Consider the following 25615-nt stretch of genomic DNA (forward strand, 5'->3'; position numbering starts at 1 on the left):
TTGTTTGAAAGGGTTGGTACAATAAAAAATGCAAACTGAATGGCTGTATAAGAAAATGTTTAAGAGAATTTATGCTTTATTAGGATCAATTGTTTTTTTTAGTGGATTAATGCCAATAATGTTGCATGCATCCCCTAAAAATACATTAGTGATGGCATGGAGTATTGATTCGATTACCAGTTTTGATCCAGCACAATCTGTAGAAGTTGTAACGAGTGAGTTATTGACGAATATTTGCAGTGCATTGGTACAGTATGATCCACATAACTCTACAGAAATTCAGCCTGCTATGGCCAAATCTTGGGATGTTTTGGATGATGGGAAAAAAATCATTTTTCATCTTCGTGATGATTTAAAATTTGATGATGGAACATTAGCAACTGCACAAGATCTTGCTTGGTCAATGCAACGGGTTGTTAAATTAGGATTGAGTTATGCTCAATCTTTAAAAGATTACGGATTTACTGAAGATAATGTTGAAACAAAGATCCAAGCTCTTGATGATAAAACTTTACAAATGCAATTTGATAAACTTTATCCTCTGCGTCTTATATTGACTGTAATTGGACAATCTTATGCTTCTGCTTTGCTGAATCGGCAGAAACTCGAAATGCATGCTGTTAATAATGATATGGGAAATAAATATTTAGCGACTCATTCAGCGTGTGTTGGGCCTTATAAATTAGTACGTTGGGCTCCCGGAGAGCGCGTTGTTTTAGAAGCAACACAACATTATTGGGGAGACGCGCCGAAAATTGAGCGGATTTTAATACTTCATGTGGCTGAATCAGCAAGTCAGAGGTTCCTTTTGGAAAAGGGTGTTGTAGATATATCCCGTGATCTCTCTTCAGAAGATATATTGGATATTGAGAAACAAGAGGGGCCTCTTGCAATTCATCGTGTTTTACGTCCACAGTCTGTTTATCTTTCGTTGAATAATAAGAATGTAATTTTTGCCAATGAAAAAGTGCGTTTGGCATTTCGTTATCTAGTCGATTATGATACGCTCGGTAAAACTGTTTTAAAAGGGATTGCTATTCCTCGTGCAAGTTATATGCCGTTGGGGATACCAGGCGCTTTAGATGAAAAAGAGGGTGTGCCATTTAAGTTGGATTTGAAGAAAGCAAAACAGTTAATTAAAGAGGCGGGCTATGTAAATGGCTTTAAGGCCAATCTTTTAATTGGCAGTTTGTCCTATATGTCATCTGTTGCACAAATTATTCAAGAAAATGCTCGTAAAATTGGGATTGAACTTTCCATTGAAAAAATGTCACAAGCTCAATTATTAAATCGTGTTCGTGGTGGAAATTATGATATTGCTATTATGAGTTGGAATACAGCTGACCCTGATGGGCATGCATCTTCATGGCATCATGTTTTTAATCCTGATCCGACATTTACTAAACCGTATAATATGCATTTGGCTTGGCGGGCTGGATATTATGATGCAAAGGCAAATAAAATGGTGATGGATGCTTTATTTGAAGAGGATAAAAGTAAACGCTTCGAGCAATATCGAGAACTACAAAATTATATTTTAAATCACGGTCCTATGGCTTATTTATTCCAGACATATTATACTATTGGAGTAGGACCTGCAGTGAAAAAATGGGTCTGGAATAGTTTCAGGCTTTATTATAATAAAGCTGAAAAATATATGTAATCAAATGATGAACGAAGTCATATGTAATGTATGGTTAAAATTTGTTTGACTGTAGGGCGAGAAATATCGCTAAACTTATGTTTCATAAGTTGGTAGGGAAATATTATGATAACTTCATCATTGTCAAAAACGGATATAGCAGCATCGCCGAATCAGAGAAAATTCTATATGTCGGCCTTTTTTTTCAAAATTTTTAAACTTTTTATTTCGGTATTTGTTACGTTAATTGGCTTAATAACCATTACTTTTTTTATTGGTCGCCTTCTTCCTTTAGATCCTGTTATTGCTATTCTTGGAGATAATATTAGTCAAGAAGCTTACGATAAAATGTTCTATCGTTTGGGCCTTGATAAGCCATTGATCATTCAATATTGGACCTATCTTCAAAATATTTTTTTGTTTGATTTTGGAGATTCTTTGATTTCAGGGCGTCCTATTTTAGAAGATATCATGCATGTATTTCCTCCAACGCTGGAATTAGCAACAGTTGCTATTATTATTGGTACAAGCTTTGGTATTCCATTTGGTATCATTGCAGCAATGTACCGTAATTCACCCATTGATTATTTTGTACGTCTTTTTACACTGTGTGTTTATTCAACGCCAACTTTTTGGCTTGGATTGATGGCGTTATTGGTATTTTACAATAAGCTTGATTGGATTGGTGGTCCAGGACGTATTGATTTTATTTATGAATATTCTTTTGAAGCTAAGACGGGGTTTTTTCTTTTGGATACTGCAATGCAAGGGCAATGGGAAGCTTTTGGCAATGTTTTCAGTCATATTATTATGCCTGCTTTAATTCTAGCTTTTGGTGCTATGGCTTATATTAGCCGTATGACACGTGGATTTATGATTGAACAACTCAATCAAGAATATATTATTACTGCACGTGTTAAAGGATTATCATGGCGACAAACAGTTTGGAAGCATGCTTTTCGCAATGCCGCTGTTCAGATTATTACTGTTGTTGGACTTTCTTATGCTTTTTTATTAGAAGGTGCTGTGTTAACAGAAACTGTTTTTGCTTGGCCTGGATTTGGACGTTATTTAACGAGTGCACTTTTGGCAGGTGATATGAATGCGGTTGTAGCTTGTACACTACTTATAGGGTGCTTTTTTATTGTTATTAATTTACTTTCTGATTTATTTTATAATATTTTCGATCCAAGGACACGTTAAATTATGGCAATATTGCACAAAAACGAACCCCAATTAAAACATTGGTCAAATAAGCCTGTTCCACAGTCAGTTATTCAGGCAAATATACAAAAATTTTATCATTCGTTAATCCGATTTTTTCGTAATATTTCTGCTTTATTGGGTTTTATTATTATTTTTTCTATTATTGTATGTGCAATTTTTGCACCTTGGATTGCTACCCATGATGTTGTAAGCAATGATCTTGCTTATCGACTTCTTCCACCATCTTCATCGCATTATTTAGGAACAGATGAATTAGGACGTGATATTTTTAGTCGCTTAATTTTTGGTATGCGTATTACCCTTTATATTGTTTTTCTAACTACCATTATTGTGGCACCTATAGGACTCATTGTAGGGACAACAGCCGGTTATATAGGAGGATGGGTTGATACTATTTTGATGCGTATTGTTGATATTTTTCTTGCTTTTCCAAGTTTGATTTTAGCACTTGCTTTTTCGGCTGTTTTAGGACCAGGTATTGAAAATGCTGCAATTGCGATTTCAATTGCAGCATGGCCACCAATTGCACGTTTAGCGCGTGCTGAAACTTTGACAATACGCTTATCTGATTATGTTTCTGCCGTTCGTCTACAGGGAGCATCTTCTTTTCGAATTATTCTATTCCATATTGCACCGATGTGTATTCCCTCGGTAATTGTACGGTTAACGTTGAATATGTCTGCGATTATTTTAACGGCTGCCGGTCTTGGTTTTTTAGGATTAGGCGCTCAGCCACCCAGTCCTGAATGGGGAGCTATGCTTTCAACTGGTCGTGAATTTATGATGACAAGTTGGTGGTTGGCGGCAGTTCCCGGTTGTGCAATATTGCTTACGAGCCTGGGTTTTAATCTTTTAGGTGATGGACTTCGTGATATATTGGACCCGCGCAATGAGTAAAAAATTATTAGAGATAGAAGATTTACACATTTCATTTCCTATAACAGGTGGTATTTCAGATGTTGTGCGTGGTGTTAGCTTTTCTGCTGGGAGAGAAAAAATTGGAATTGTTGGAGAATCTGGATCCGGAAAATCAATAACTGGACGTGCGATTTTAAAACTAAATCCGAAGTCAGCAATCGTTAAAGCTAAAAAAATGCGTTTTGATGATATAGATTTGTTATCTGCGAATGAGTCTCAGATGCGTACTATTCGGGGAAAACGTATTGCAATGATTTTACAAGATCCAAAATATTCGCTTAATCCGTTAATGCGAATTGGGGATCAGATCATAGAAGCTTACCGTGTTCATTATCGTGTTTCAAAAATGGATGCGTGGAAACAGACAATTTCTATGCTCGAATCTGTTCATATTCGTAATCCTGAACATGTTATGCGGTTATTTCCTCATGAAATATCAGGTGGAATGGGGCAGCGGGTTATGATTGCTATGATGCTTATTTCAAAACCTGATTTAGTCATTGCTGATGAGCCAACATCCGCACTTGATATCACAGTTAGATCTCAGGTTTTAACGGTGCTGGATGAGCTTGTAACAAAATCTGGAATGGGACTTATTTTCATTAGTCATGATTTGAATATGATTGCTAATTTTTGTGATCGTGTTTTGGTTATGTATGCTGGTCGTATCTTAGAAGAATTGTCAGCATCTGATTTATCTCGTGCACGTCATCCCTATACAAAAGCTTTGTTGGCAAGCTTGCCACGGCTTGATAATCCAGTTGATGTTTTAGCTGTTCCTGAGCGAGATCCTAGTTGGTTAGATGGGCCTGCAATTGTTCATGGTGTTGAAAGAGGTTAGTATGACCAATTATGAAAATATTGTTGATGTTTCTGATTTATCTGTAACCTTCGGACGTGGTTATCGAGCAACGCCAGTTGTGAAAAATGTTAATTTTCATATTAAGCGTGGTGAAGCTTATGGTTTGATTGGTGAATCAGGGTGCGGTAAATCAACTATTTTAAATGCATTAGTTGGGTTAGTTCCCTGTTCGAGTGGACAGGTCATTTTTGATGGAAAAGAAGTACCGCAGAAAAAAGATAAGGCTTTTCTACGTCGTATTCAAATGGTCTTTCAAGATCCTTATGCATCGCTTCATCCACGAAAAATGATTTATACTGCTCTTTCTGAAGCTCTCTCCATCCATAACATGGATAATAAAGAAGAACGGATACAGAATGTTTTGGATTCTGTTGGTTTAGGTTCTTCATTTTTTTATCGTTATCCACATGAATTATCTGGAGGTCAACGTCAACGTGTTGCTCTTGCGCGTGCTTTGATTATTGAACCAGCAGTTTTGTTACTTGATGAACCCACATCTGCATTGGATGTATCTGTGCAGGCTGAAATTTTAAATTTATTAAAATCATTACGACAAGAAAAACATTTGACTTATTTAATGGTTTCTCATGATCTTGCTGTTATTGCACATATATGCGATCGTGCTGGGATTATGCATAAAGGTGTAATTGTTGAGGAGTTAAGCAATAGCGATTTGCGTCATTTACACGCAAAAGATGACTATACAAAGATGTTTTTTAAATCCAGTATTGAGGCTATTGTTCATAGAGAAGAGAGAGCATTATAAGTCTTATGAGGAGATCAACTTTCTTTTTTAGATAGCTTTTTTCAAAACTAGGAATTTTAAAAGTATAGGGTGAAAAGTTAATTTGAATGATCAGGTTATGTTCTGTGTATATGATTATACATGACTTCATTATAAATCCGAGCAATTAATTCTGAACAACTCGTATTATTCTTTGTGCTCATACTGCTTTTAATCATTTTATTATAAAAATTGAAAATAAAAAATACAGAAAAATAATTGTTTCATTTTTCCATATAATTACATTAAGTCCTTGAGTGATGAAAGAATAGTATTACTATAAAATTTTTTTAAGAAAAATTTATGTATTTTTTATTGCTTTCTATTCATTGATTATAAAAAGTTATTTATAATAATTCAGCAAAATTAATTGGAGTTATATGATGAAAATTTTTCTAAAAAATGTCATAAAATAAATATTGGTAGCGGAGGAGGGATTCGAACCCCCGACACAAGGATTATGATTCCTCTGCTCTAACCTACTGAGCTACTCCGCCAAAACAGATAAATCTGATTAAGTCATTTTATCTTTTGTGGATACTAAGAGGTAGAATAGTAAGATGTCAAGCATCGTTTTTAAGCTTTTCTCTTGTTATTCTGTTTCATCCCGGATATGGAATGAATTGAAAGTATAAATTTTATATAATTGACAGAATAAGGCATAAAAAATGGCGCCACGTGTAGCGGTTTTAGGGTGCGGTTATTGGGGTAAAAATCATATACAGACCCTTCAAACTCTTGGAGTTTTAGCAGCAGTTTCTGATACTGATGCTGATCGCGCTGCACATTTTGCAAATACGTATGGTGTTATAGCTATTACACCCGATGAGCTTTTTACTCATAAAGATATTGATGCACTTGTTCTAGCTTTACCCCCACAATTTCATACAGAAAATGCGCTACGGGCTCTTAAAAGTGGTAAGGATGTTTTGGTTGAAAAACCAATTGCTTTGAATGTAGCTGATGCTGAACTTCAAGTTAAGATTGCTCATGAATATGGGCGGATTTTTATGGTAGGCCATATTTTGCGTTTTCATCCTGCCTTTGAAAAATTATGTGAATTAATAGAGCAAGAAGCATTAGGAGATATCCGTTATATTTATTCTCATCGGTTAGGGTTCGGTAAATTTCATACACAAAGCAGCGCTTTATGGGATCTTGCTCCTCATGATCTTTCAATGATTTTAGCTTTGACAAAATGTGAGCCTTCTCAGGTGCATGGAGAAGGATCTGCAGTGATTAACCAGCTTTCTGATTTTGCGCATGTTCATATGACATTTCCCAATGGTATACGCAGTCACCTCTTTACTTCACGTCTTAGCCCTTATTGCGAAAGGCGCTTAACAGTTGTTGGTACAAAGGCTATGCTTGTATTGGATGATATGGAACCGTGGAATCGTAAATTAGCATTCCACAATTTTTCTGTTTGGCAGGAGAATAAAAAATGGGTTTCTAAGGTTGATAAGATAAATTATATTGATGTTTGTGAAGGTTTACCGCTTACTTACGAATTACAGCATTTTCTAAATTGTGTTGAGACACGTCAATTGCCTCGTACAAATGGGAAAGATGCTGTCGCTATTTTAAGAGTTTTAACTGCAGCTAGTGTCGACCATTATGAGTAAAAGATAAAGTATGCTTTCCTAATTGTAATTATCAATGGAGTTAATATGCAATTCATTGACCTTGGAGCGCAGCGTGCGCGCATCGAAGATAAAATTAATGCTGCAATTGCGCATGTTATAGCCAGTGGTCAGTATATTTTAGGACCGAAAGTAACAGAATTTGAAGAAAAGTTAGCAGATTATCTTGGCGTTAAACATGTTATTGCTTGTGCTAATGGAACAGATGCATTGATGATGCCTCTTATGGCTAAAAATATTGGTCCAGGGGATGCTGTCTTTTGTCCTAGCTTTACTTTTTCTGCAACGGCAGAGGTTGCGGCTTTGGTAGGAGCAGAGCCTGTATTTGTTGATGTAAGGTCCGATACATTCAATATTGATGTTAATAAACTTTGTGAAGCAATCGCAATGATTAAAAAAGAGGGACGTCTTAAACCAAAGGCTATTATTGCTGTCGATTTATTTGGGCTTCCTGCTGACTATAGTCAAATTTCTCTAGTGGCTGAAAAAGAAAATCTTTTTGTTATTGAAGATACTGCTCAATCGATAGGTGGTAAAAGTGGTCATATTATGTGTGGCGCTTTTGGTGACGTTGCCGCAACGAGTTTTTATCCAGCAAAACCTTTAGGGTGTTATGGTGACGGGGGCGCTATGATGACCAATGATGATGATATGGCAGCCCTTTTACGTTCAATATTATTTCATGGTAAAGGTAAAACGCAATATGACAATGTGCGTATTGGTATGAATTCACGATTAGATACAATTCAAGCTGCGATTTTGTTAGAAAAGCTTGTTATTTTTGAAGATGAGATAGAAAAACGTGCAGCAATTGCTCAACGTTATTCTGAGAATTTAAAGGATATTGTGGCAGTTCCAGAAGTGGAAGAAAATGTTCGTTGTGCTTATGCACAATACACTATTAAGGTGAAAAATCGTGATCAGTTAAAAGCCTATTTACAAAAAAATGGCGTTCCTACAATGGTTTATTATAATACTCCATTACATTTACAACCAGCTTATAAAAATTTTCCCTATGTAAAGGATTCTCTTTCTGTTTCTGAGTATTTAGGAAGTTGTGTCTTAAGCTTACCTATGTATCCTTATTTATCTCAAAGCGATCAAGATAAAATTATTCAATGTATAAGAGATTTTTATAGTGCGTAAAATTTGTAAAAGAATCGCACTATTTATGGAACATTGTATACTGTAAGGTCCTGATTAATTCAGTCTATATCACTTTTCATATCTATTAATGATTTCATGCGTTCTTTCACTTATAACGCTGATATCAAATGGATCATGAAAGTTGAGAATATAGTCCTATTTATAGAAAAAGAAATTGCAAATATTCATGCCAGTATGAAGGAAAACATAAATATCCTCTCATTATACTAATATTTTGGTCAGATTGTATATCCTAAAAGACTGCAAAAAACTTTAAAATAAGAAAAATTATAAAAGAAATACGATATTTTACAGATGAAACTTGAATAGTAAAAGTTTATCATTTGCAAATTAGCTATTGTTGACAGTGTGAATTCATAATAACAAAGTTTTCATGGCATTGATATTAATCAATGATGTTCGTTGTTGATCTTTCAGTTATCAGCTTATCAAAAACGTCTTTTATTGTTTAGCTGTAATTAATTTTCAGGGAGGGGAGTTTTTTTAGTATTAACAATTTTTTTGCGAATATAAGATGCAAGGTCGTTTTTGTTTTTAGAGCCTTTAATTAATTTATTAATAGATGAGTCTTTACCCTCTTTTATAGCGATGTGAGCAGCTAGCGTGGCTGCTAATTCTTTTGTTTCTTCACATAATTCATGCAGTAGTTGATCTTTAGCAGCAGTATCAAGCTCATCTATTTGAATATTTTTTAAGCGTTTTTTATAATGCGCTATTTTCTCATGCATAGCTTTAATTTCCTTTATGAAAGTATTTGTTGCAAGAACATTATTTTTTTTCTCTACCGATTCTGTTTTAGGAGAGAGAAGGGGTGTGCACTGCGGTGGAAAATATGAAGAGCAGAGCTGTTCTTTTTGGAGGCTAAGTTGTATTTTTAGTTGAGCATATTTTTTTTGTAAAGAATCATATTTTTGTGCATGGCGCGCCAATTCTACGGCATGCTGGGCACAAAGAAAGTTTTGGTTTGCTTGTATTTCAATAAGCGATAACGGAATTTTTGCAGAAACAGATTTGTATGCAAAATGAAGAACTTTACGCCAAATGAGAGGGGAAATCAGTACTAATAACCAAGAAATGGTCGCAATTCCGAGAATAAAAAAAAGAATTGATTGGATAAACATAATGCCTCTTTTCAGTCAGAGTGTTAAAATGGGTTCCATGTTGGTGTGGGTGTTAATTTTAAATATCCCATATTGATGCTAAGGCGTGCGCCAATGCCTGTGCGTATCGGAATGAGCAGAGTATTATCCCGTTTAAGAACATGAAAGCCAACTCCTGCAATTAAATAGGCCGAACCTGAAATACCTCCATAGCGTCCCCATAAATTATTTATCTTATTAAGATCATAAACTAAGATCATTAAACGGGATCCTTGACCGCCAAAATCCCATCCTATAGAAGGACCTTGCCAAAAAACTTTATGCTGCCCATAATTTTTTGTGAAGATTTTTCCTTCACCATAAGTTAATCCGGCAAAAAAAGCTCCAGATGCTTCTTCTCCTAAAATATAAGCACTTGGATGTCCGTGTCGTGAAAAAATTTTTTCAATTGCAGTGGCTATGCTTCCTGCTGTTTTCCCAAAAAAATTATGACCAGAAGAAATAATTTCTTGCAACGAGAAATTTTGATCATTTTCTTCTATTGGTGAGAGTTGGGCATTTGCAATATTTGTTATTATGAATAAAAGCGATGCAAAAAGTACAATATTCATATACCAACGTGATAAAAGAGAGTGTGTCATGGGATTTTTCCCTTTTAATTTTAAGTTAATTTATACACAAATACGAATTATAATGTTTATCCAATAGATAGAAAATAAGGCATAAAGTTATTTAAATTCTTAAATTTATTCTTAAAAAGAAGATTTTAATGTGATTGTTCAATTTCTGTACATACATTAGGTGCTAAGAGTTGCAGTTGAAAAACATTCAGAATTGAGGAGCTATATAAATATGACATTAGCTATTTCTTTGAAGTCTACTGATTTGGCTGCTTTGCTTTGTAGTCGTATTTGCCACGATTTAATTTCTCCTATTGGTGCTATTCAAAATGCTATGGAGCTTTATGATGAAGGTAATGCTGATGAAGATGTTTTACAATTAGTGCGTTTATCTGTTGCAAATGCTTCTGCACGTTTACAATTTGCGCGATTAGCTTTTGGGGCTGTAGGAGGAGTAGAGGACAAAGTAGATACGATTTTTGCTGAACAAGTGTCTCAACAATATATGAAAGAAGAAAAAGCAATTTTGAAATGGCAGGCTGCTTCTTTTCTTCTACCGAAAGATGAAATTAAACTTTTGCTTAATTTATTATTGATTGCAAATGCGACGGTTTCTCAAGGTGGTGAAATAGGTGTTGTAATTTTACAAAATACAGATCAACGTTTATTTCGATTCGAAATTCGTGGTAAAATATTACGTATCCCTTCTCATTTTATTGAATTATATAACGGAAAAATGCCGGAAGAGCTAATTGATGCACGTATTGCTCAGTTCTATTATACGATATTACTTGCTGAGATAACAGCTATGAAAATAAGCATACACGAAACCAGTGACTGCATTATTTTCGAATGTATAAAGAAGTTCTGAACAAGATAAAATTTTTCACTATATTAAAAAAAATAGCTGAGATGCTATTTAATGAATGATAATTATAGGATTTTTATTGATCAATAACAAAAAAAATCTCAGCATATAATATCTGAGATTTTAAGAGTTATGATTTTTGTTATTTAAGCAGTTTTTCGTATGTTTTCTTCAACTGGATCACGTAATACGTAACCGCGTCCCCAAACTGTATCAATATAATTGACGCCAGAAGATACTGCATCCAGTTTTTTCCGCAGCTTGCAGATAAAGACATCAATAATTTTGAGTTCAGGTTCATCCATACCACCGTAGAGATGATTGAGGAACATTTCTTTAGTAAGTGTAGTACCCTTGCGTAGAGATAGAAGTTCTAGCATTTGGTATTCTTTTCCTGTTAGATGAACAGGACGACCTGCAATTTCGACTGTTTTAGCATCGAGATTAACAGTAAGATCGCCAGTAATGATAACTGATTGTGCATGACCTTTAGAACGACGAACAACAGCGTGAATACGTGCAATTAATTCATCTTTATGGAAAGGTTTAGTCATGTAATCATCAGCACCAAAGCCAAAACCACGAACTTTATCTTCAATCCCTCCCATACCAGAAAGGATAAGCACGGGAGTCTTTATTTTTTCTAGCCTTAGAGTCCGTAAGACTTCATAGCCTGACATATCAGGAAGATTCAGATCAAGCAAAATGATATCATAATCATAGAGTTTACCTAGATCGATACCTTCTTCACCCAGATCAGTAATGTAAACATTAAAATTTTCTGATTTTAGCATCAATTCGATGCTTTTAGTGGTTGTTTTATCATCTTCAATTAATAATACGCGCATTTCATTTCCTCATCTTGCTCCTCCCGAATCAAGTGGAGCATTTTTATTTCATAACAGTTAGTAAAATGACTGTTCATAAAAAATAATTCACAAAATCAAACACTTAATATTTAAGTGCTTATGAATAGCTCAGCAGTACGCGTAACAATTGCCGCTGTTTCCCCCACTATCTTAGATAGTGGTTAACAAAATATTTTTATTTTTGAAAGAGGTGAATAAAATTATTTTAGAAAAATTTCATATTTTAAAAATTTGATAGGATAATCGGTGCTATATTTTATTAATTTGTGACGCAAAAAAGTTTTATAATTTACTGTTTTAAAATTTTTATATTTATTTACCGAGATTTAAGTCTCTTCGATTTAATAAGAGCATCATGTGAAGAAAGAGTTAGCGCTTTTAAAATGAGGCTTCGTTTGTAGTAGTTTAAAATGCTAAAGAAATTTAAATTAAAAATTGCTTTTTATTTTCAATGAAAAGAGTGAAAATAAAGGTATAGAGGGTATATATGAGCGCTAATTTGAGTTTTGGTGTAGTTTAAGGAGTATGAGGTATGAAGTCACAGCAGAATATGGTGCAATTAAAGATGTTTCAAGTGCGAGAGAAGCGTCGTGAAATTGCACAGCTTGAGATGATGATTACAGAATTTGAACGAATGGTATTAGAGCTCGAAGAACAAATTGTTAATGAAGAGCGTAGATCGGGAAATAATGATATTCATCATTTCGCTTATTCAGCTTTTGCTCGTGCAGCACGACAGAGGCGTGATAATCTCACAGATTCGATTCGTGGTTTAAAGTTGCAGGAAACAAATGCTAAAATTGCCTTGAAAGAAATTGATACAGAGCTTCAACGTGCGCAAATTCTTGAAAAGAATGAGGATAAGACAGCAACAGATAATCATCATACTTTTACTCAACTCCATTCAATGGTTGGGTAGTTGAAACTCCAGATTCTATATAGATAGATTTTTAAATTTTATATGCTGAAAGAAAAAAATAAGCCAAGCTTAAAAAAGCTTGGCTTATTTTGAAATAAAATTTTGAACCGACATCATTATTTAATGCCTATATTGTTGGGTTTTAGTTGTCCGTAATCCAGCTAAACCGTGTTCATCAATCGAACTTTGCCATGAAAGAAATTCTTCTATAGTTAAAGTGTAACGTTGACACGCCTCATCCAAACTTAATAATCCACCTCTAACAGCTGCAACAACTTCAGCTTTGCGACGGATAACCCAACGCTTTGTTGTTGTAGGCGGTAAGTCGGTGATGGTGAGTGGACTTCCATCCGGACCAATAACATATTTTATTTGTGTTTTTATTAAATCAGTCATTGTATTTTCTACTGTAATATTTAAGAGCTAGAGACCTCAATATAATATATGAATAATATATGAGTTTTAAAAAAGAACTAAACTTGTTAAAAGAAAAATTAATAAAATCATTTGCAGATATTATAAATAAAACAATATGTTATAGTATTTATAGTAATTTTTTATGAAAAAACCTCTATTTTAATTGATTGTTTTTTACTTTAAGCTCCTTCTTTGACAGTCTGATATCACTCGTTAGTTGTAGGGAAGACAAAAAAATAATATAAACGGAGCATAGTGCATATATTTAGCAGGCATTTTAAAAAATAGAGAGTGAATGTATGTTTTTAAATAGTCTTGATTTGCCAGGGCACCCTAAAAATTCTCGTATTGTTGTTGCGATGTCTGGAGGAGTTGATTCGTCAGTTGTTGCAGGCCTCTTAAAAAAAGAAGGTTATGATGTAGTGGGGATTACCTTACAATTGTATGATCATGGTGCTGCAACACATCGTGTAGGGGCTTGCTGTGCAGGGCAAGATATTGAAGACGCACGTCGTGTAGCGGAAACTTTAGGTGTGCCTCATTATATTCTGGATTATGAAGAACGGTTTCGCGAGGCTGTTATTAATCCTTTTGCAGAAAGCTATGCGCATGGAGAAACACCCATTCCATGTGTCTCTTGCAATCAAACTGTTAAATTTTCGGATTTGTTAACAACTGCATATGAGTTAGGTGCAGATGCTCTAGCGACAGGTCATTACATTCGCAGTCGTGCCCATGGTGCACATCGAGCATTATTTCGTTCTCTTGATGCTGATCGTGATCAGAGTTATTTTTTATTTGCTACAACACAAGAGCAAATTGATTATTTACGCTTTCCATTGGGTGATCTTTCAAAAGAGCGTGTGCGTGAAATAGCGACCGAAATGGGCTTAGTTGTTGCCAATAAACACGATAGCCAGGATATCTGCTTCGTTCCACAAGGAAAATATTCTGATATTATTACAAAGTTACGACCAGAGGCTGCAAATCCTGGAGTTATTGTTCATATTGATGGGCAGATTTTGGGAGAACATTCAGGAATTGTTAATTATACTATTGGTCAGCGTCGTGGAATTGGTGTCTCAACTGGTGAAGCGCTTTATGTTATTTATCTTGATGTAGAAAATGCCTGTGTTATTGTTGGTCCGCGTGAGATGTTGGAAACACGTAAACTTTTTTTACGTGATGTGAATTGGCTTGGTGATGAACAATTAGATAATTTTCCTCTTGACGGTATTGAGGTTGCAGTAAAGGTTCGTTCGACGCGTCCTCCACGTTCAGCGCGTTTACATTATAAGCAAGGATCATTTTTTGTTGATTTGTTAGAAAGTGAGAGTGGTGTAGCCCCAGGTCAAGCTTGCGTTCTTTATAATGATAATAGTCATGAAGCACGTATTCTTGGAGGTGGATTTATTACGTGTGCAGAACGTGCCGCTGACACTGAAAAAATGTTGAAGAAAGTTTTATGTAATTTGAAAACGAAAACTTCATCCTTTTTCAAAGATGAAACATCCTTTGTATGTAAATAAATATATAAGATAAACAGGATATCATTTGATAATTTATTTTAAATATGAATGTTTTAATTCAATTGATCAAAATCAGCAAAATGTGCGAGGGTAAGACCTGACACTGTAGCAAGGTTGATGCTATCAAAGCCATAAGCCATAGGAATTCGCAAAGTCTCTGATTTTTGGAGAATATGTGTTGGCAAATCATTCCCTTCTATTCCAAAAATAAGTGCTGTGTGTTTTGTTGCTTTTGCATCTTTAAGATAGCAGGTAGCAGAAGGGGAAAGCGTGTAAAGTTTAAAATTCGCATTACTTAAAGCGGTTATAATGCTCTCAATATCATCTCCTCGTGTATAGGGTACACTTAACGCTGCTCCAGAAGAAGCTCTGATTGATTTTCTATAAAGAGGATCACAAGACGTTTTATCAAGGATAATACCAGTGCTAGCAAAAGCAGCTGCATTACGAAAAATAGCTCCCATACTCTCATAATTAGAGATGCCACATAAAACTGAAATCAAAGCTTTTTCTGGAAGATTTTGTAAAAACTTTTTTAATGATGGTAGTTTTTTACGTTCCCCAATGCCAAGCATACCACGATGAACATGAAAACCAGCAATATCATCCATGATTTTTTGCGGAACACAATAAATAGGGCATGTTGGTTTTGTTTCTTTTAAAATGGGCATAATACTTAAAAGGCGTGCTGCAACAACAAGCAATGATAAGGTAGAAAATTCTTTTGAATGCAGCAATGATGATAATATCGTTTTTCCTTCAGCAATAAATTGATGCTGTCGTCCAACGAGATCTTTTTCACGAATATTACGGTAAGCTTCCAAACATGGATCATCGGCTTCGTGAATTGTGGTGATGTTCAGAATCATATGAAATCCTTAACATTATTTTTTTTAAATCACTAGGTATTGAATAGAAAGATAAAAAATATTATTTTTAACTTTAAAGTAGAATATTATTGACAATATACAACCATAAGTATATATAACATGTACCGAGTGCGGCAAATATATTGTTTTCATATCGGGTACAGGATCTTAGGTCCCCGCTATTTCCTAAGCCTGTAAATCCTTATTAAAAGGAAAAAGAATCTGGGTTCCCAATGCCCAGGTTCTTTATTTTTATATTAGGAGATGTTTATTAAAACTTATTTTCTTCTATTTTAGGGGTGATTTTGACAATTATTTTTCTGTGAAATTATTTATAGTGGTTGTTGCATTTAAAAGTATAAGAGAAAAGCTGGAGTGAAACTCTTAGTTTTTTGTATTTTTTGATGTCTATTCATGTCATAAGGGTGAGTAATATAGGCAATGTATTAGGATTGCCGCATTTAAATATAAAAGTTATCCGTTTCAGTTAAAGGTAATAAAGAGAAAGCTGTTTAAGAAGCTGTTGATAGCCAGATTAATTGTATTTGATATCTGGAGAAAATCAACTTTTGATAAATAGTATCTAAGCTGCCTTTTTGTAAAGCAATTTGTATCAGAACTGTGGAAAAGTGATGATAAATTATAAAAATTAGTTTTATTTTCTCTTAATATTTCTTTTTATTTTAAGAGAGTGTTGGAAGATATATTAAAAATATTATCGCTCGTTATAATAAAAAAGATTATTGAGTTATGGATCCAAAAATACAGATACAAAGATTGACTATATTATCTATTGGAGCGGCTTGTATTGTATTTTCTTTAAAATATTGGGCCTATTATATCACAAATTCAGTTGCTCTTTATTCTGATGTACTAGAATCTATTGTAAATATTCTTGCCGCTTTAGCAGCGTGGTGGGCAGTTAAAATAAGTATGAAGCCTGCTGATCACGACCACCCTTTTGGACATCATAAAGCAGAGTATTTTTCTGCTTTTCTTGAAGGCGTATTCATCATTATTGCGGCAATTTTTATTTTAAGAGAAGCATGGCTAGCATTTATAACAGTTGAAGCACCAAAAAAACCTGGAATATGGCTTTGTCCTTATTTGGCAGCATGTATTATCAATTTTTTTTGGGGATGGCTTCTTATTCGACAAGGAAAAATTCACCGTTCTCCTGCTCTTAAAGCTGATGGAGTCCATTTAATGACGGATGTTTTAACTTCAGTTGGCATTTTAATAGGGTTGGTTTCTGCATTTATAACTGAATGGGCTGTTTTAGATCCAATTTTGGCAGTAATTGTCGCTATTAATATTCTTTTGCAGGGAGGTAAGGTAATTTATAATGCTATTCAGGGTCTCATGGATGTTGGGGTTGAATTAAATGAAACGATGCGGATTCGTAATCTTATTTCAATGAGTGCATCCGGTGCAATTGAAGTCCATGATTTAAGAACGCGTGTTGCTGGTAGGATTACTTTTATAGAGTTTCATTTAGTTGTACCAACTGATATGCAAGTAGGAGAGGCACACCAGATTTGTAATAATATTGAGAATGCACTTGAAGCGGAATTTAAAAATGTCCGTGTTACTATTCATATAGAACCTGAAAATGAAGCTAAATTGCGTTTTGGTACAGCATTTGTTCCTTTTGTGTAAGAATTTTATTGTTTTATAATTTATAAAGAGAGCGACTCTCAAAGAGAGAGTGAATATATGCTATGTTTATTGATATTGTTTTTTTATGATTTAAGAGTACGTTGCAGGAACACAGAATTTTTTTTAAAGCATAACAAGAAAATTGTTACGAATGCTTCTACAATGATACTGAACTCTAGATTTATTATTGTATTCGGGATCAATAACGGTTTTCACTAAAGCGATTATGAATTGTTTCTTTTCGAAGGGAAAAACTTGAAATTATTTAGGCAAAAAGATGCCGATTTAAATTATCTTTTTTGTTTGTATTTTGAATTTCTTCACCCTTATGAACAGTATCACTGACCATAACTCTCTATAAATTATTGAATTAAGCTAGGTACGTTTATGTGGTCCTGTTACTTAATGTTGCATATTTTTGATTGTTCTCTTTATCCATAATTTACTCAAGAGGAATTTGATAGAAGAGCTAATTATTATAAAATAGCATATCTTAGTAAAAAACTTTCTATTTTTCGAAATATTAAAGATCAATTTTTTCAATACACGCTATTGTATTATTATGATTAATAATACAATAGCGCTGCAATTGGCAGTGCCATTGATTATGCAAATATTCAATAGCAAATAAGTTAAAACTTGCAGGGGGCTTTTTACTTCCGAAAGATTGTGATGCTGAAGAAACACCAACAATAGGAATCTTGCGCACTTTTCCTTCAATGATATTCAACGTAGGTAAATGAGTATGACCATGGAGAATAAGTTCGCAACCATGGTGTTTAACTACTTTTAGAAAACGCTCTATACCCCATAATTTTTTATGCCAAGAAGTAGCATGGTGAAAAGGAGGATGATGAATCATCACAACACGGAAGAGACCCTGTTTTTCTGCTTCATTTAAGAATTGGGATAAAGTTTTTGCTTGTTGTTTACCAAAGTAGCCTGAAGCTTGAAACGGTGGTGTCGCAATAGCTGAAGAGGCGCCTATAATTGCTATATTATTGCGAATACGCATATAGGGGAAAGGATTTTTTTGTGAGGAGTCACTTTTAATCCAAGGTTGGAAGTAAGTACAGGCTTTTTGGAATGCTCCGCGAACATAAGCATCGTGATTTCCAAATGTTAGGGAAATATTTTCAGGATTATTTTGAGCAAGTAACCAGTTGCGAGCTTGCGTAAATTCTTTATCCAAAGAAAGATTAACGAGATCACCAGAAATAACAATATGGTCAGGTTTTTTTTGTTTCAGTGCATGCATTAATATTTCTAAAGCATCTGATTTCATTTGATTGTTACGTTTTTTTTTCCAATTAAGATATCCAGTGAGACGCTTTCCGCAAAGCTCCAATAAGGAAGGCTGTGGTAAGGGTGAAAGATGTACATCTGATATATGAGCAAGATAAAACATAGATGCTAGCATAGCGTTGAAAAAAATTTAGGCAATAAAAAATAGGCAAATACAAATGTTTGCATCCATAAAACCAGAGCGATTGTTCGCTTTAGAATTACAAGAAGATGTATGAAAAATGGCACAGGGTAAGGTATATTATTATGTGTGCTTAAATAAGTATAAACTACATTCAAGTAATTATAAAGTTGCTCAGAACTTTTAATGATTTTCACGATACCATACACTGGTCAACAATAAAAGACAGGTCAGTAATGCTAAAAATCCAGAAAAAATAGGAAAGTGAGAAATGTTAACCAAACGAGTTTTTGTTGCTTCTTTCAGAACAATTGAATGAGGAGAAGATGATACTTTTCCTGTTTGGGATTGAATCAATTTAATGGGAGGAAGATGAATATCATTTTTTTCTTTATTCCATAAACGCGTAACATGACCACCCGTTTGTTTACTGATAGGGATCAGTTTTTCTTCTGTTGAAATTAAATCAGACAATTCAGGATTATTGACTGCTCCTACAGTAGAAAGCACTGTTTGATCTCCATTACGAATAGTAAAGATCCCTGTTTCATCAGTCTGAATATTCCCTGTAAAGACACCTTCTTGTTCTTTCGTGAGAGTGATGTTCTTTTTTTTACCAGAGGGAAAAACTACTTCGACTGCTTCTGGGTGATCTTGGAGTGTTTGTCGACGAACTGTTAAATGATGATGATGACTCAAAGCACTTAATTTTTCTTCTTCAAGTTCTGGTTCTTTCATAAGCCAGTGGGCAATTCTACGGTAAAGAGCTGCATAAGGACCTCCACCTTCAAAACCTCGCGCCCAAAGCCAACTTTCATCGGAAAGTAACATTCCTACACGACCTTTACCAATATGGGAAAGAAGCAAAAGTGGTTGTTCATCAGCTCCTTTCATGATAGCAGTCGCTTTTCCTGTATTTTGGACTACAATTTGTCGTAACCATCGTCCCCATTGATGAGCAGGATGAGCAGGGGTTGTAAGACCCCGTGTAACAGGATGGCGCTCACCTTCTTTCGTGAGGGTAGGGCGAAAAGGTTTTTGAATTATGGTGCCATTTGGTAGCGCTGGTAGAACACTTATTAGAGGCGTTTTAGCTAATGAGAATTCTGTAGTAAACTCAGGTCCTGTTACTATCAGCAATGCTCCACCTTGTTGGACATATTGGGCAATATAATCATAGTAAATCAATGGAAGAACGTTAGAATATTGGTAGCCGTCGAGAATAACAAGATCAAAATTATTGATTTCTTCAACAAATAATTTGGTGGTAGGGAAGACTACAAGTGATAATTGATTGATAGGTGTATTGTCAGCTTTTTCAGGAGGACGCAAAATAGTGAAATGAATGAGATCGATATTAGAATCACTTTTTAAAAGGTCACGCCATGCTCGTTCACCATTATAGGGTGCACCTGAAATCAGAAGAACACGCAGATTTTCTCTAATGCCTTCAATAACAGTTATGGCACGATTGTTATTAAGACTTAATTCTCCTTCATGTGTGTCAGTTGTAACTTGAATAATGTTTTTTTCTGCATGAGATAGGGTGATTTCAGTTTGAAAGATAACACCAGGTGTTACAGAATGATGATCAACTTCTTGACCGTTAATGCTTACGGTAATATTTGCTTGTGCTGGTATGGGCTTTTTAGGGTGTCCTTTATCTTCTACTAAAATAGAGAGCATAAATGGTTTATTGATAAGAGCAAAGCGGGGAGGAGCAATAAATTTAATTTGGCGGTCAAATTCATCAGCTTTCCCTGTGATCAAAGCATTAATTGGGGCATCATGGTTAAGTTTTGATAGCTGTGGGATGTCATGCACTTGTCCATCCGTGATTAAAATCGTTCCTGCATAGCGAGAGGGTGGTATACTGGATATACTTTGTGTTAAAGCGTGAAACAAATTTGTTGATGGTGCATAATGATTATCAGAAAGTTTTCCAGCTTCAATAAAGCGTGGTTCGAATTGTGGATAATGTGCTAGCGCATTTATTAATTGTGTATGGGCTTTATTTCTATCTTCCTCACGTGTTCCAAATGTTTGGCTTTCGCTATGATCAAGAACAATACCTACAACACTTTTAACAGGTTCACGTTGTTCTTTTGTGATCATTGGATTAAGGAGTGCAAGAATAAGAGACGCTAATGCTAGAAAGCGTAAAAAAGCTCCGCGGCGTTTTGTAATAAGCCCAATAACTATAAAAAAAGCGGGGATTCCTCCTAAAAAAAGAAGCCAAACGCTAGGCAAAAAAGGCTGAAAGGTAAGAGATTGTATCATTGCCTTCTTTCTCGGTTAAAACGCTCTAATAATGCAGGAACATGAATTTGATCGGCTTTATAGTTTCCCGTAAGTACATAAATAACAATATTCAATCCCGCACGAAATGCCCATAAACGTTGCATAGGATTATTAGGAATAAGTGGATATTTCCACCTGCCTTGTTCGTTTAGCGCCCAAGCAGCAGCAAAGTTATTTGCAGTGATGAAAAAAGAGCTAACATTATCTCCTGCAGTGATAGAATTTGTGTTTTTTTTGTTTATTGAAGATGATTCAACCCATAAAGGGGAACCACGATAAAGTCCTGGAAAATCAGGCATAATATAAAAAGAACGGGCAATAACATGTTCAGTTGATACTGGTTCCATCGTTGGAATATTTAATCCGCTTAATATCGTACGCAATCTTTGTGTGGCTGCGGTAGCTGTTTCTTCAAGGGTAAGATTGGTATTTATTTGATCACGAGTGTCAAATAAAACTGCGCCACCATTTTTCATGTAGGCATTGATTTTTTCAAGACTTTTTTGTGTTGGCATAGGGCTATTCGTATCAATTGGCCAGTAAATAAGAGGATAAAAACTGAGCTCATCCTTATCAAGGTCAAGCGCTACAACAGAACCAGGTGAAAGCATTGTACGTTCTGCTATAAATTGGCTGAGTGCTTCTAGTCCGCTTTTACTTGTTGTATCGATTTCATGATTATTGGTTACGACATAAGCGAGATGAGTAGTCCCTGCTGCTTTTATGATAGTATCATCATAGTTTTCTACAATTTCTGCTTGCATAATTGATGGATATAGAAAAAAAGCAATAAAGATTGCTATGAGAGGGAAAAGAAATAGCATATTGCTTTTCCTCTTAAAAAAGAGAGCTCCGCCTGTCCATAAAACTAAAAAACTATCGAGGGCTAATAATAAACTGGTTAGTCCTAATAGAAATCCAGTGAAATGTTTTTCTTGTGTATCATAGGGTAGAGTTTTATCACTTAAAAAATAAGGTGATGATGATTGTGTCGTTAAGTGTGATGCATGATTGAGTAGATTGAGAGCATAGAGATTGTTTTGAACACCATAGAGTCCAGGTGGAGTATGGTAGGATGGAAGGGGCGCTTTTTGTTCATCAGTAATGAGTGGAATAACATGAGAAGGAGCTGTTTGTAATTGACCGTTGGCATTGAGTATCTGCCAAGGATTGTATACTGTCGCTGTTTTTATTTGCGTTTGAGGTTCTTTTGCATGTGTACTAAGCGTAATAAGTTTTTGTAACATTTGTGTAAAAAAACCGGAAAGAGGAAGATTTGACCATGTAGGATCAGGTGCGATATGAATAAGAATGAGTATACCCTTACCATGGTTAGCAGCAGTAATGAGTGGAGTTCCATCTTCGAGACTAAGCCATGTTTTTTCAAAAAGATCTGAATTTGGTTCTGCAAGAATTTGGCGTAAAACAGTGACATTTTCTGGAAAAGGAAGGTCAAAAAAGAAGCTGTTTTTTGCAAAAGGTGCTAATTTTTGTGGTTTCGTCCACGACATAATACTGCCAAGTAAGCGTTCACCAGAACGTAATGATACAGGTAATAGGCTGTCATAATGTTTTGCAGAACTCAGATTCTCTCCAGCAAAACGGATAAGTATCCCTCCTTTATTTACAAAATGAGATAGCTTTTTTTCTGCTTCTTTTGATATATTAACTATGTCACCCATAATGAAAACAGATGGATTTTGGTTCAGTAAACGATCAATATCACTTGAAAGCTCTCCTCCTCCAGTTGTTATAAGTTGTGCATGACCTTGTAATGCTTTGATAACGTAGTACATTGGAGAAAGTAAGGGCTGTACCATTTCATTGATGTTGGGTGATAAAAGGGCAACGCGGTTTATTCGGCTACGGTTGTCGATTAAAAAGGTCGCAGCAGCTTGAGCTTGGTCATCAATTTTAATCCAGGCAATGTGATTACGTAATTCAAGTGGTAAATCAAAAGGAACAAGAGCTGTTGTTTCTCCTTCATGAAAGTTTGTTGTAAAACGAGCAAGGAGTTGACTTTTTAAATCATAAAGGCTGAGTGTTATTGGAGTCTCACCATAAGGAGTTGTACGAATGACACGTGCTGCCATATTTCCATTGTTATTTTCTATGTTTGTTATACCAGTTATGTTGGAAACATCATTCGCATACCATAAGAATGTTTTTGGCTTTAATTGTTTTATAAGGGTAAAAGCCTGACTATCTTCGTTTGTTTGCAAACCATCACTTAAGTACGCAATATCAAGAGGTTGTTCACCAATCTGTTCTACGAGCTTTTGAAGGGATTGGACGCGGTTAACAGGCCAAGGACGAGTATGTAAATGCAATAAATGTTGTTTGATGACTTCTGCAGAAAAAGGACCGATATCGTGAGCATTGTTTTCAGCTGTTGCAAGTAAATAAATGTTTTTTTGTTGTTTTTCTGCTTGTGTAATTAAAGATTTTGCAACTGCAATGCGTTTTTTCCATTCTTCAGCGGACGCCCATCCATTGTCAATGATGAGTGCAAGAGGATGAGAACCAGAAAATACAATCGGTTTTTGAATCCAAGTAGGACGCGCTAACGCTATTATGATCAGTGCGGCTATGGTTAGTCGTAATAATAATAACCACCAGGGTGTATGATTGGTAGTTTCCTGTTGATTAGTTTGTTTAAGCAGAAGGCGCAAAGGCGGAAAAAGTTCTTTATGAGGTTTTGAAGGTGTCGTTCTTAACAACCACCAAATAACTGGTAAGGCCAAAAGTCCAAACAAAAGGAAAGGAGCGTCAAAACTCAAAGTGATCTCCTTAGGTAAGATTTAGAAGATTTCATTTTCTTTGTGAAGTTCACAATCACTTCTGTTAGGGGACGATCTGTTAAGCTAACCTGGTAAGTCCATCCTTGATGTAAGCAAAAATCTATTAATTTTTGTCGTCTTTCTTGATAGAGCTTGTGATAATTTTTACGCAAGTTTTCTGCTTTTCTCACGAGGAGTTTTTCTTTTGTTTCAGGATCAAAAAATTCTGTATGGCCTGTATAAGGGAAATGTTCTTCTGCTGGGTCGGTGACTTCAATGAGATGTGCATTGACTTGTTTTGTCTTTAAAACTGTCAGATGATCGATAATTTTTTCAGGATGATCAAGAAAGTCACTCATTATGATGGCTTGTGAAAAACGCGTTACAGTTGAGAAATTTGGAAATGAATTTTCAATTTGATGATTCGTTAAAGCTAAAGCCATACGCTCTATGACATTAGAGGATATAGTTGGAGCCATTAATTCAGGAATAGCAATATATTCGCCACTTTTTGCAAGAATTTTTGCTAATGCAAGGGAAAGAATGATGGCATGATTGCCTTTAGAGATTTTTGAAAAGCATGAACAATATTGCATAGAAGCACTTTGATCGGGCCAAATCCAAACGGTTTGCATCCTTTCCAATTCACGTTCACGTAGGTAGATATGTTCATCACGCGCTGAACGACGCCAGTCAATATGTGCGATGGATTCACCTTGCACATAAGGACGAAATTGCCAGAAATTTTCTCCATTGCCGTGTTTGCGTTGACCATGTCTTCCGGTTATTAATGTATTGGCAAGACGATTTGCTTGTAAAAGGAAATAGGGCATATTAGCTGCATCTTTCTGTAATGTTGCAGCAAGTGATTGTGGGCTTTCTCTAAAAGTTTGTTTGCCAATAGTCATCAGAGGGAATCTTTCATGAGATTAGCAATAATTTCTTTTATAGTTATATTTTCAGCATGTGCAGAAAAATTAAGTGCCATACGATGTTGTAAAACAGGTTGGGCGAGTGCTTGAACATCATCAAGTGAAGGAGCTAGACGTCCGTAGTAAAGGGCACGGGCACGAACGCATAGTGAAAGTGCTTGTGATGCCCGAGGACCAGGGCCCCAAGAAATATAAGTGTTTGCAAGGGAATTATCTTTATGAGGACGAGCTGAACGCACTAACTTCAAAATAGCTTCGACAACGCTTTCAGAAATTGGCATTTGGCGGACAATTTTTTGGATTTTTTGTAATTTTTTAATAGATAAAACGGGTTTTGCAATTTGGTTTTTTTTACCTGTCGTTTCTAAGATAATACGCCGTTCTGTCGCTAAATCAGGATAGTCAATGTCAATTTGCATTAAAAAGCGATCGAGTTGCGCTTCAGGAAGAGGATAAGTTCCTTCTTGTTCAATAGGATTTTGAGTTGCAAGCACATGAAAGGGTTTTGGTAGGTCATAACGTGTTCCAGCAATAGTGACATGGTATTCTTGCATGGCTTGTAAAAGGGCTGATTGGGTGCGAGGCGAAGCGCGGTTGATTTCATCGGCCATGAGAAGCTGAGTAAAGATAGGACCTTGAATATAACGGAAAGAACGTTGACCATTCTTATCTGAATCCATGATCTCAGAACCAATAATATCTGATGGCATTAAATCTGGTGTAAATTGGATGCGTTTTGCATCAAGTCCCAAGACGATTCCAAGTGTTTCAACAAGACGCGTCTTAGCAAGTCCCGGAACACCAACAAGAAGAGCGTGTCCACCTGCTAAAATAGCTGTTAAGGTGTATTCAATTACGTGACTTTGTCCAAAAATAACTTTGTCAATTGCTTTTTGTAGAATATCGAGCTCTTTGTGTGCTTCATCAATATCTTTAATAATTAATGAGGCATCATCATTGATACTCGCCTTTTCAGTAGAATGGGATAATGTATCATATTGACTCATATTTTTTCCTTAAAGCCATGTGTCGTAAAATGAGAATTTCTTTTATATGATTATAAATCTTTTCATGATTTGTAAC

Annotated in this window: 21 protein-coding genes and 1 tRNA gene; 11 read left to right on the forward strand and 11 right to left on the reverse strand. The window is 35.3% G+C overall.

Going from position 1 to position 25615, the window contains the following annotated elements; translation table 11 throughout:
• Nucleotides 1-55: 55 nt before the first annotated feature.
• The 5 genes from O99_RS04945 (at nucleotide 56) to O99_RS04965 (ending at nucleotide 5415) form a co-directional block, all read left to right on the forward strand.
• A complete protein-coding gene (locus O99_RS04945) occupies nucleotides 56-1663 on the forward strand; it encodes an ABC transporter substrate-binding protein (RefSeq protein WP_035007378.1) in 1608 nt (535 codons plus the stop codon).
• Between the two features lie 168 nt (nucleotides 1664-1831).
• Nucleotides 1832-2845: an ABC transporter permease gene (locus O99_RS04950; protein ID WP_371441550.1), complete on the forward strand. Its 1014-nt coding sequence runs from the start codon at nucleotides 1832-1834 to the stop codon at nucleotides 2843-2845.
• 3 nt (nucleotides 2846-2848) lie between these two features.
• On the forward strand, nucleotides 2849-3766 hold the full coding sequence (locus tag O99_RS04955) for an ABC transporter permease (protein ID WP_035006886.1): 918 nt from the start codon (nucleotides 2849-2851) through the stop codon (nucleotides 3764-3766).
• Entirely contained in the window at nucleotides 3759-4628 is an 870-nt protein-coding gene (locus O99_RS04960; protein ID WP_035006888.1) for an ABC transporter ATP-binding protein, read from the forward strand. Before O99_RS04955 ends, O99_RS04960 begins: the two co-directional genes overlap by 8 nt.
• A 1-nt stretch (nucleotide 4629) precedes the next feature.
• On the forward strand, nucleotides 4630-5415 hold the full coding sequence (locus O99_RS04965) for an ABC transporter ATP-binding protein (RefSeq protein WP_035006889.1): 786 nt from the start codon (nucleotides 4630-4632) through the stop codon (nucleotides 5413-5415).
• 438 nt (nucleotides 5416-5853) lie between these two features.
• Here O99_RS04965 and O99_RS04970 read toward each other — a convergent pair.
• A tRNA-Met gene (locus tag O99_RS04970) sits at nucleotides 5854-5930 on the reverse strand.
• 171 nt (nucleotides 5931-6101) lie between these two features.
• On the opposite strand from O99_RS04970, the gene O99_RS04975 reads away from it, so the two are divergent.
• Entirely contained in the window at nucleotides 6102-7058 is a 957-nt protein-coding gene (locus O99_RS04975; protein ID WP_035006891.1) for a Gfo/Idh/MocA family protein, read from the forward strand.
• Between the two features lie 45 nt (nucleotides 7059-7103).
• A complete protein-coding gene (locus tag O99_RS04980; RefSeq protein ID WP_035006893.1) occupies nucleotides 7104-8222 on the forward strand; it encodes a DegT/DnrJ/EryC1/StrS family aminotransferase in 1119 nt (372 codons plus the stop codon).
• A gap of 479 nt (nucleotides 8223-8701) precedes the next feature.
• Here the strand turns inward: O99_RS04980 and O99_RS04985 are convergent, their stop codons facing one another.
• Together O99_RS04985 and O99_RS04990 are read right to left on the reverse strand one after the other, a co-directional pair.
• Complete coding sequence (locus O99_RS04985; protein WP_035006895.1) at nucleotides 8702-9364, reverse strand: hypothetical protein; 663 nt, start codon at nucleotides 9362-9364, stop codon at nucleotides 8702-8704.
• Between the two features lie 23 nt (nucleotides 9365-9387).
• Nucleotides 9388-9984: a DUF1134 domain-containing protein gene (locus tag O99_RS04990; protein WP_035006896.1), complete on the reverse strand. Its 597-nt coding sequence runs from the start codon at nucleotides 9982-9984 to the stop codon at nucleotides 9388-9390.
• 211 nt (nucleotides 9985-10195) lie between these two features.
• On the opposite strand from O99_RS04990, the gene chpT reads away from it, so the two are divergent.
• Nucleotides 10196-10834, forward strand: a complete 639-nt coding sequence (gene chpT, locus O99_RS04995) for a histidine phosphotransferase ChpT (protein WP_035006898.1) — start codon at nucleotides 10196-10198, stop codon at nucleotides 10832-10834.
• Between the two features lie 143 nt (nucleotides 10835-10977).
• On the opposite strand, the gene ctrA is transcribed toward chpT, so the two are convergent.
• Complete coding sequence (gene ctrA / locus O99_RS05000) at nucleotides 10978-11679, reverse strand: response regulator transcription factor CtrA (protein ID WP_035006900.1); 702 nt, start codon at nucleotides 11677-11679, stop codon at nucleotides 10978-10980.
• Between the two features lie 553 nt (nucleotides 11680-12232).
• On the opposite strand from ctrA, the gene O99_RS05005 reads away from it, so the two are divergent.
• Nucleotides 12233-12619, forward strand: coding sequence for a hypothetical protein (locus O99_RS05005; RefSeq protein WP_035006902.1), 387 nt, complete (start codon nucleotides 12233-12235; stop codon nucleotides 12617-12619).
• Between the two features lie 120 nt (nucleotides 12620-12739).
• Here O99_RS05005 and sciP read toward each other — a convergent pair whose 3' ends face one another.
• Nucleotides 12740-13015: a CtrA inhibitor SciP gene (sciP, locus tag O99_RS05010; protein WP_035006904.1), complete on the reverse strand. Its 276-nt coding sequence runs from the start codon at nucleotides 13013-13015 to the stop codon at nucleotides 12740-12742.
• Between the two features lie 320 nt (nucleotides 13016-13335).
• On the opposite strand from sciP, the gene mnmA reads away from it, so the two are divergent.
• Nucleotides 13336-14565 carry a tRNA 2-thiouridine(34) synthase MnmA gene (gene mnmA, locus O99_RS05015; protein WP_035006907.1) on the forward strand — a complete coding sequence of 410 codons (1230 nt, stop codon included), beginning with the start codon at nucleotides 13336-13338 and terminating at the stop codon, nucleotides 14563-14565.
• A 53-nt stretch (nucleotides 14566-14618) separates the two neighbouring features.
• On the opposite strand, the gene O99_RS05020 is transcribed toward mnmA, so the two are convergent.
• Nucleotides 14619-15434 (reverse strand): TrmH family RNA methyltransferase, encoded by an 816-nt coding sequence (locus O99_RS05020; RefSeq protein ID WP_035006908.1) that lies wholly within the window; start codon nucleotides 15432-15434, stop codon nucleotides 14619-14621.
• A 750-nt stretch (nucleotides 15435-16184) separates the two neighbouring features.
• Here O99_RS05020 and O99_RS05025 point away from each other — a divergent pair.
• Nucleotides 16185-17093, forward strand: coding sequence for a cation diffusion facilitator family transporter (locus O99_RS05025; RefSeq protein WP_035006910.1), 909 nt, complete (start codon nucleotides 16185-16187; stop codon nucleotides 17091-17093).
• A 523-nt stretch (nucleotides 17094-17616) separates the two neighbouring features.
• Here O99_RS05025 and O99_RS05030 read toward each other — a convergent pair.
• The 5 genes from O99_RS05030 to O99_RS05050 form a co-directional block, all read right to left on the reverse strand.
• Entirely contained in the window at nucleotides 17617-18513 is an 897-nt protein-coding gene (locus O99_RS05030) for a metallophosphoesterase family protein (protein WP_035006914.1), read from the reverse strand.
• 189 nt (nucleotides 18514-18702) lie between these two features.
• Nucleotides 18703-20799: a membrane protein gene (locus O99_RS05035; RefSeq protein ID WP_035006917.1), complete on the reverse strand. Its 2097-nt coding sequence runs from the start codon at nucleotides 20797-20799 to the stop codon at nucleotides 18703-18705.
• Nucleotides 20796-23600 (reverse strand): DUF4159 domain-containing protein, encoded by a 2805-nt coding sequence (locus tag O99_RS05040; RefSeq protein WP_035006919.1) that lies wholly within the window; start codon nucleotides 23598-23600, stop codon nucleotides 20796-20798. The genes O99_RS05035 and O99_RS05040 overlap by 4 nt, the downstream gene beginning before the upstream one ends.
• Nucleotides 23597-24508 carry a DUF58 domain-containing protein gene (locus tag O99_RS05045; RefSeq protein WP_035006922.1) on the reverse strand — a complete coding sequence of 304 codons (912 nt, stop codon included), beginning with the start codon at nucleotides 24506-24508 and terminating at the stop codon, nucleotides 23597-23599. Before O99_RS05045 ends, O99_RS05040 begins: the two co-directional genes overlap by 4 nt.
• Entirely contained in the window at nucleotides 24508-25539 is a 1032-nt protein-coding gene (locus O99_RS05050) for an AAA family ATPase (RefSeq protein WP_035006925.1), read from the reverse strand. The genes O99_RS05045 and O99_RS05050 overlap by 1 nt, the downstream gene beginning before the upstream one ends.
• Between the last annotated feature and the right edge of the window lie 76 nt (nucleotides 25540-25615).

The organism is Bartonella rochalimae ATCC BAA-1498 (assembly GCF_000706645.1).
GTDB classification, from domain to species: Bacteria; Pseudomonadota; Alphaproteobacteria; order Rhizobiales; family Rhizobiaceae; genus Bartonella; species Bartonella rochalimae.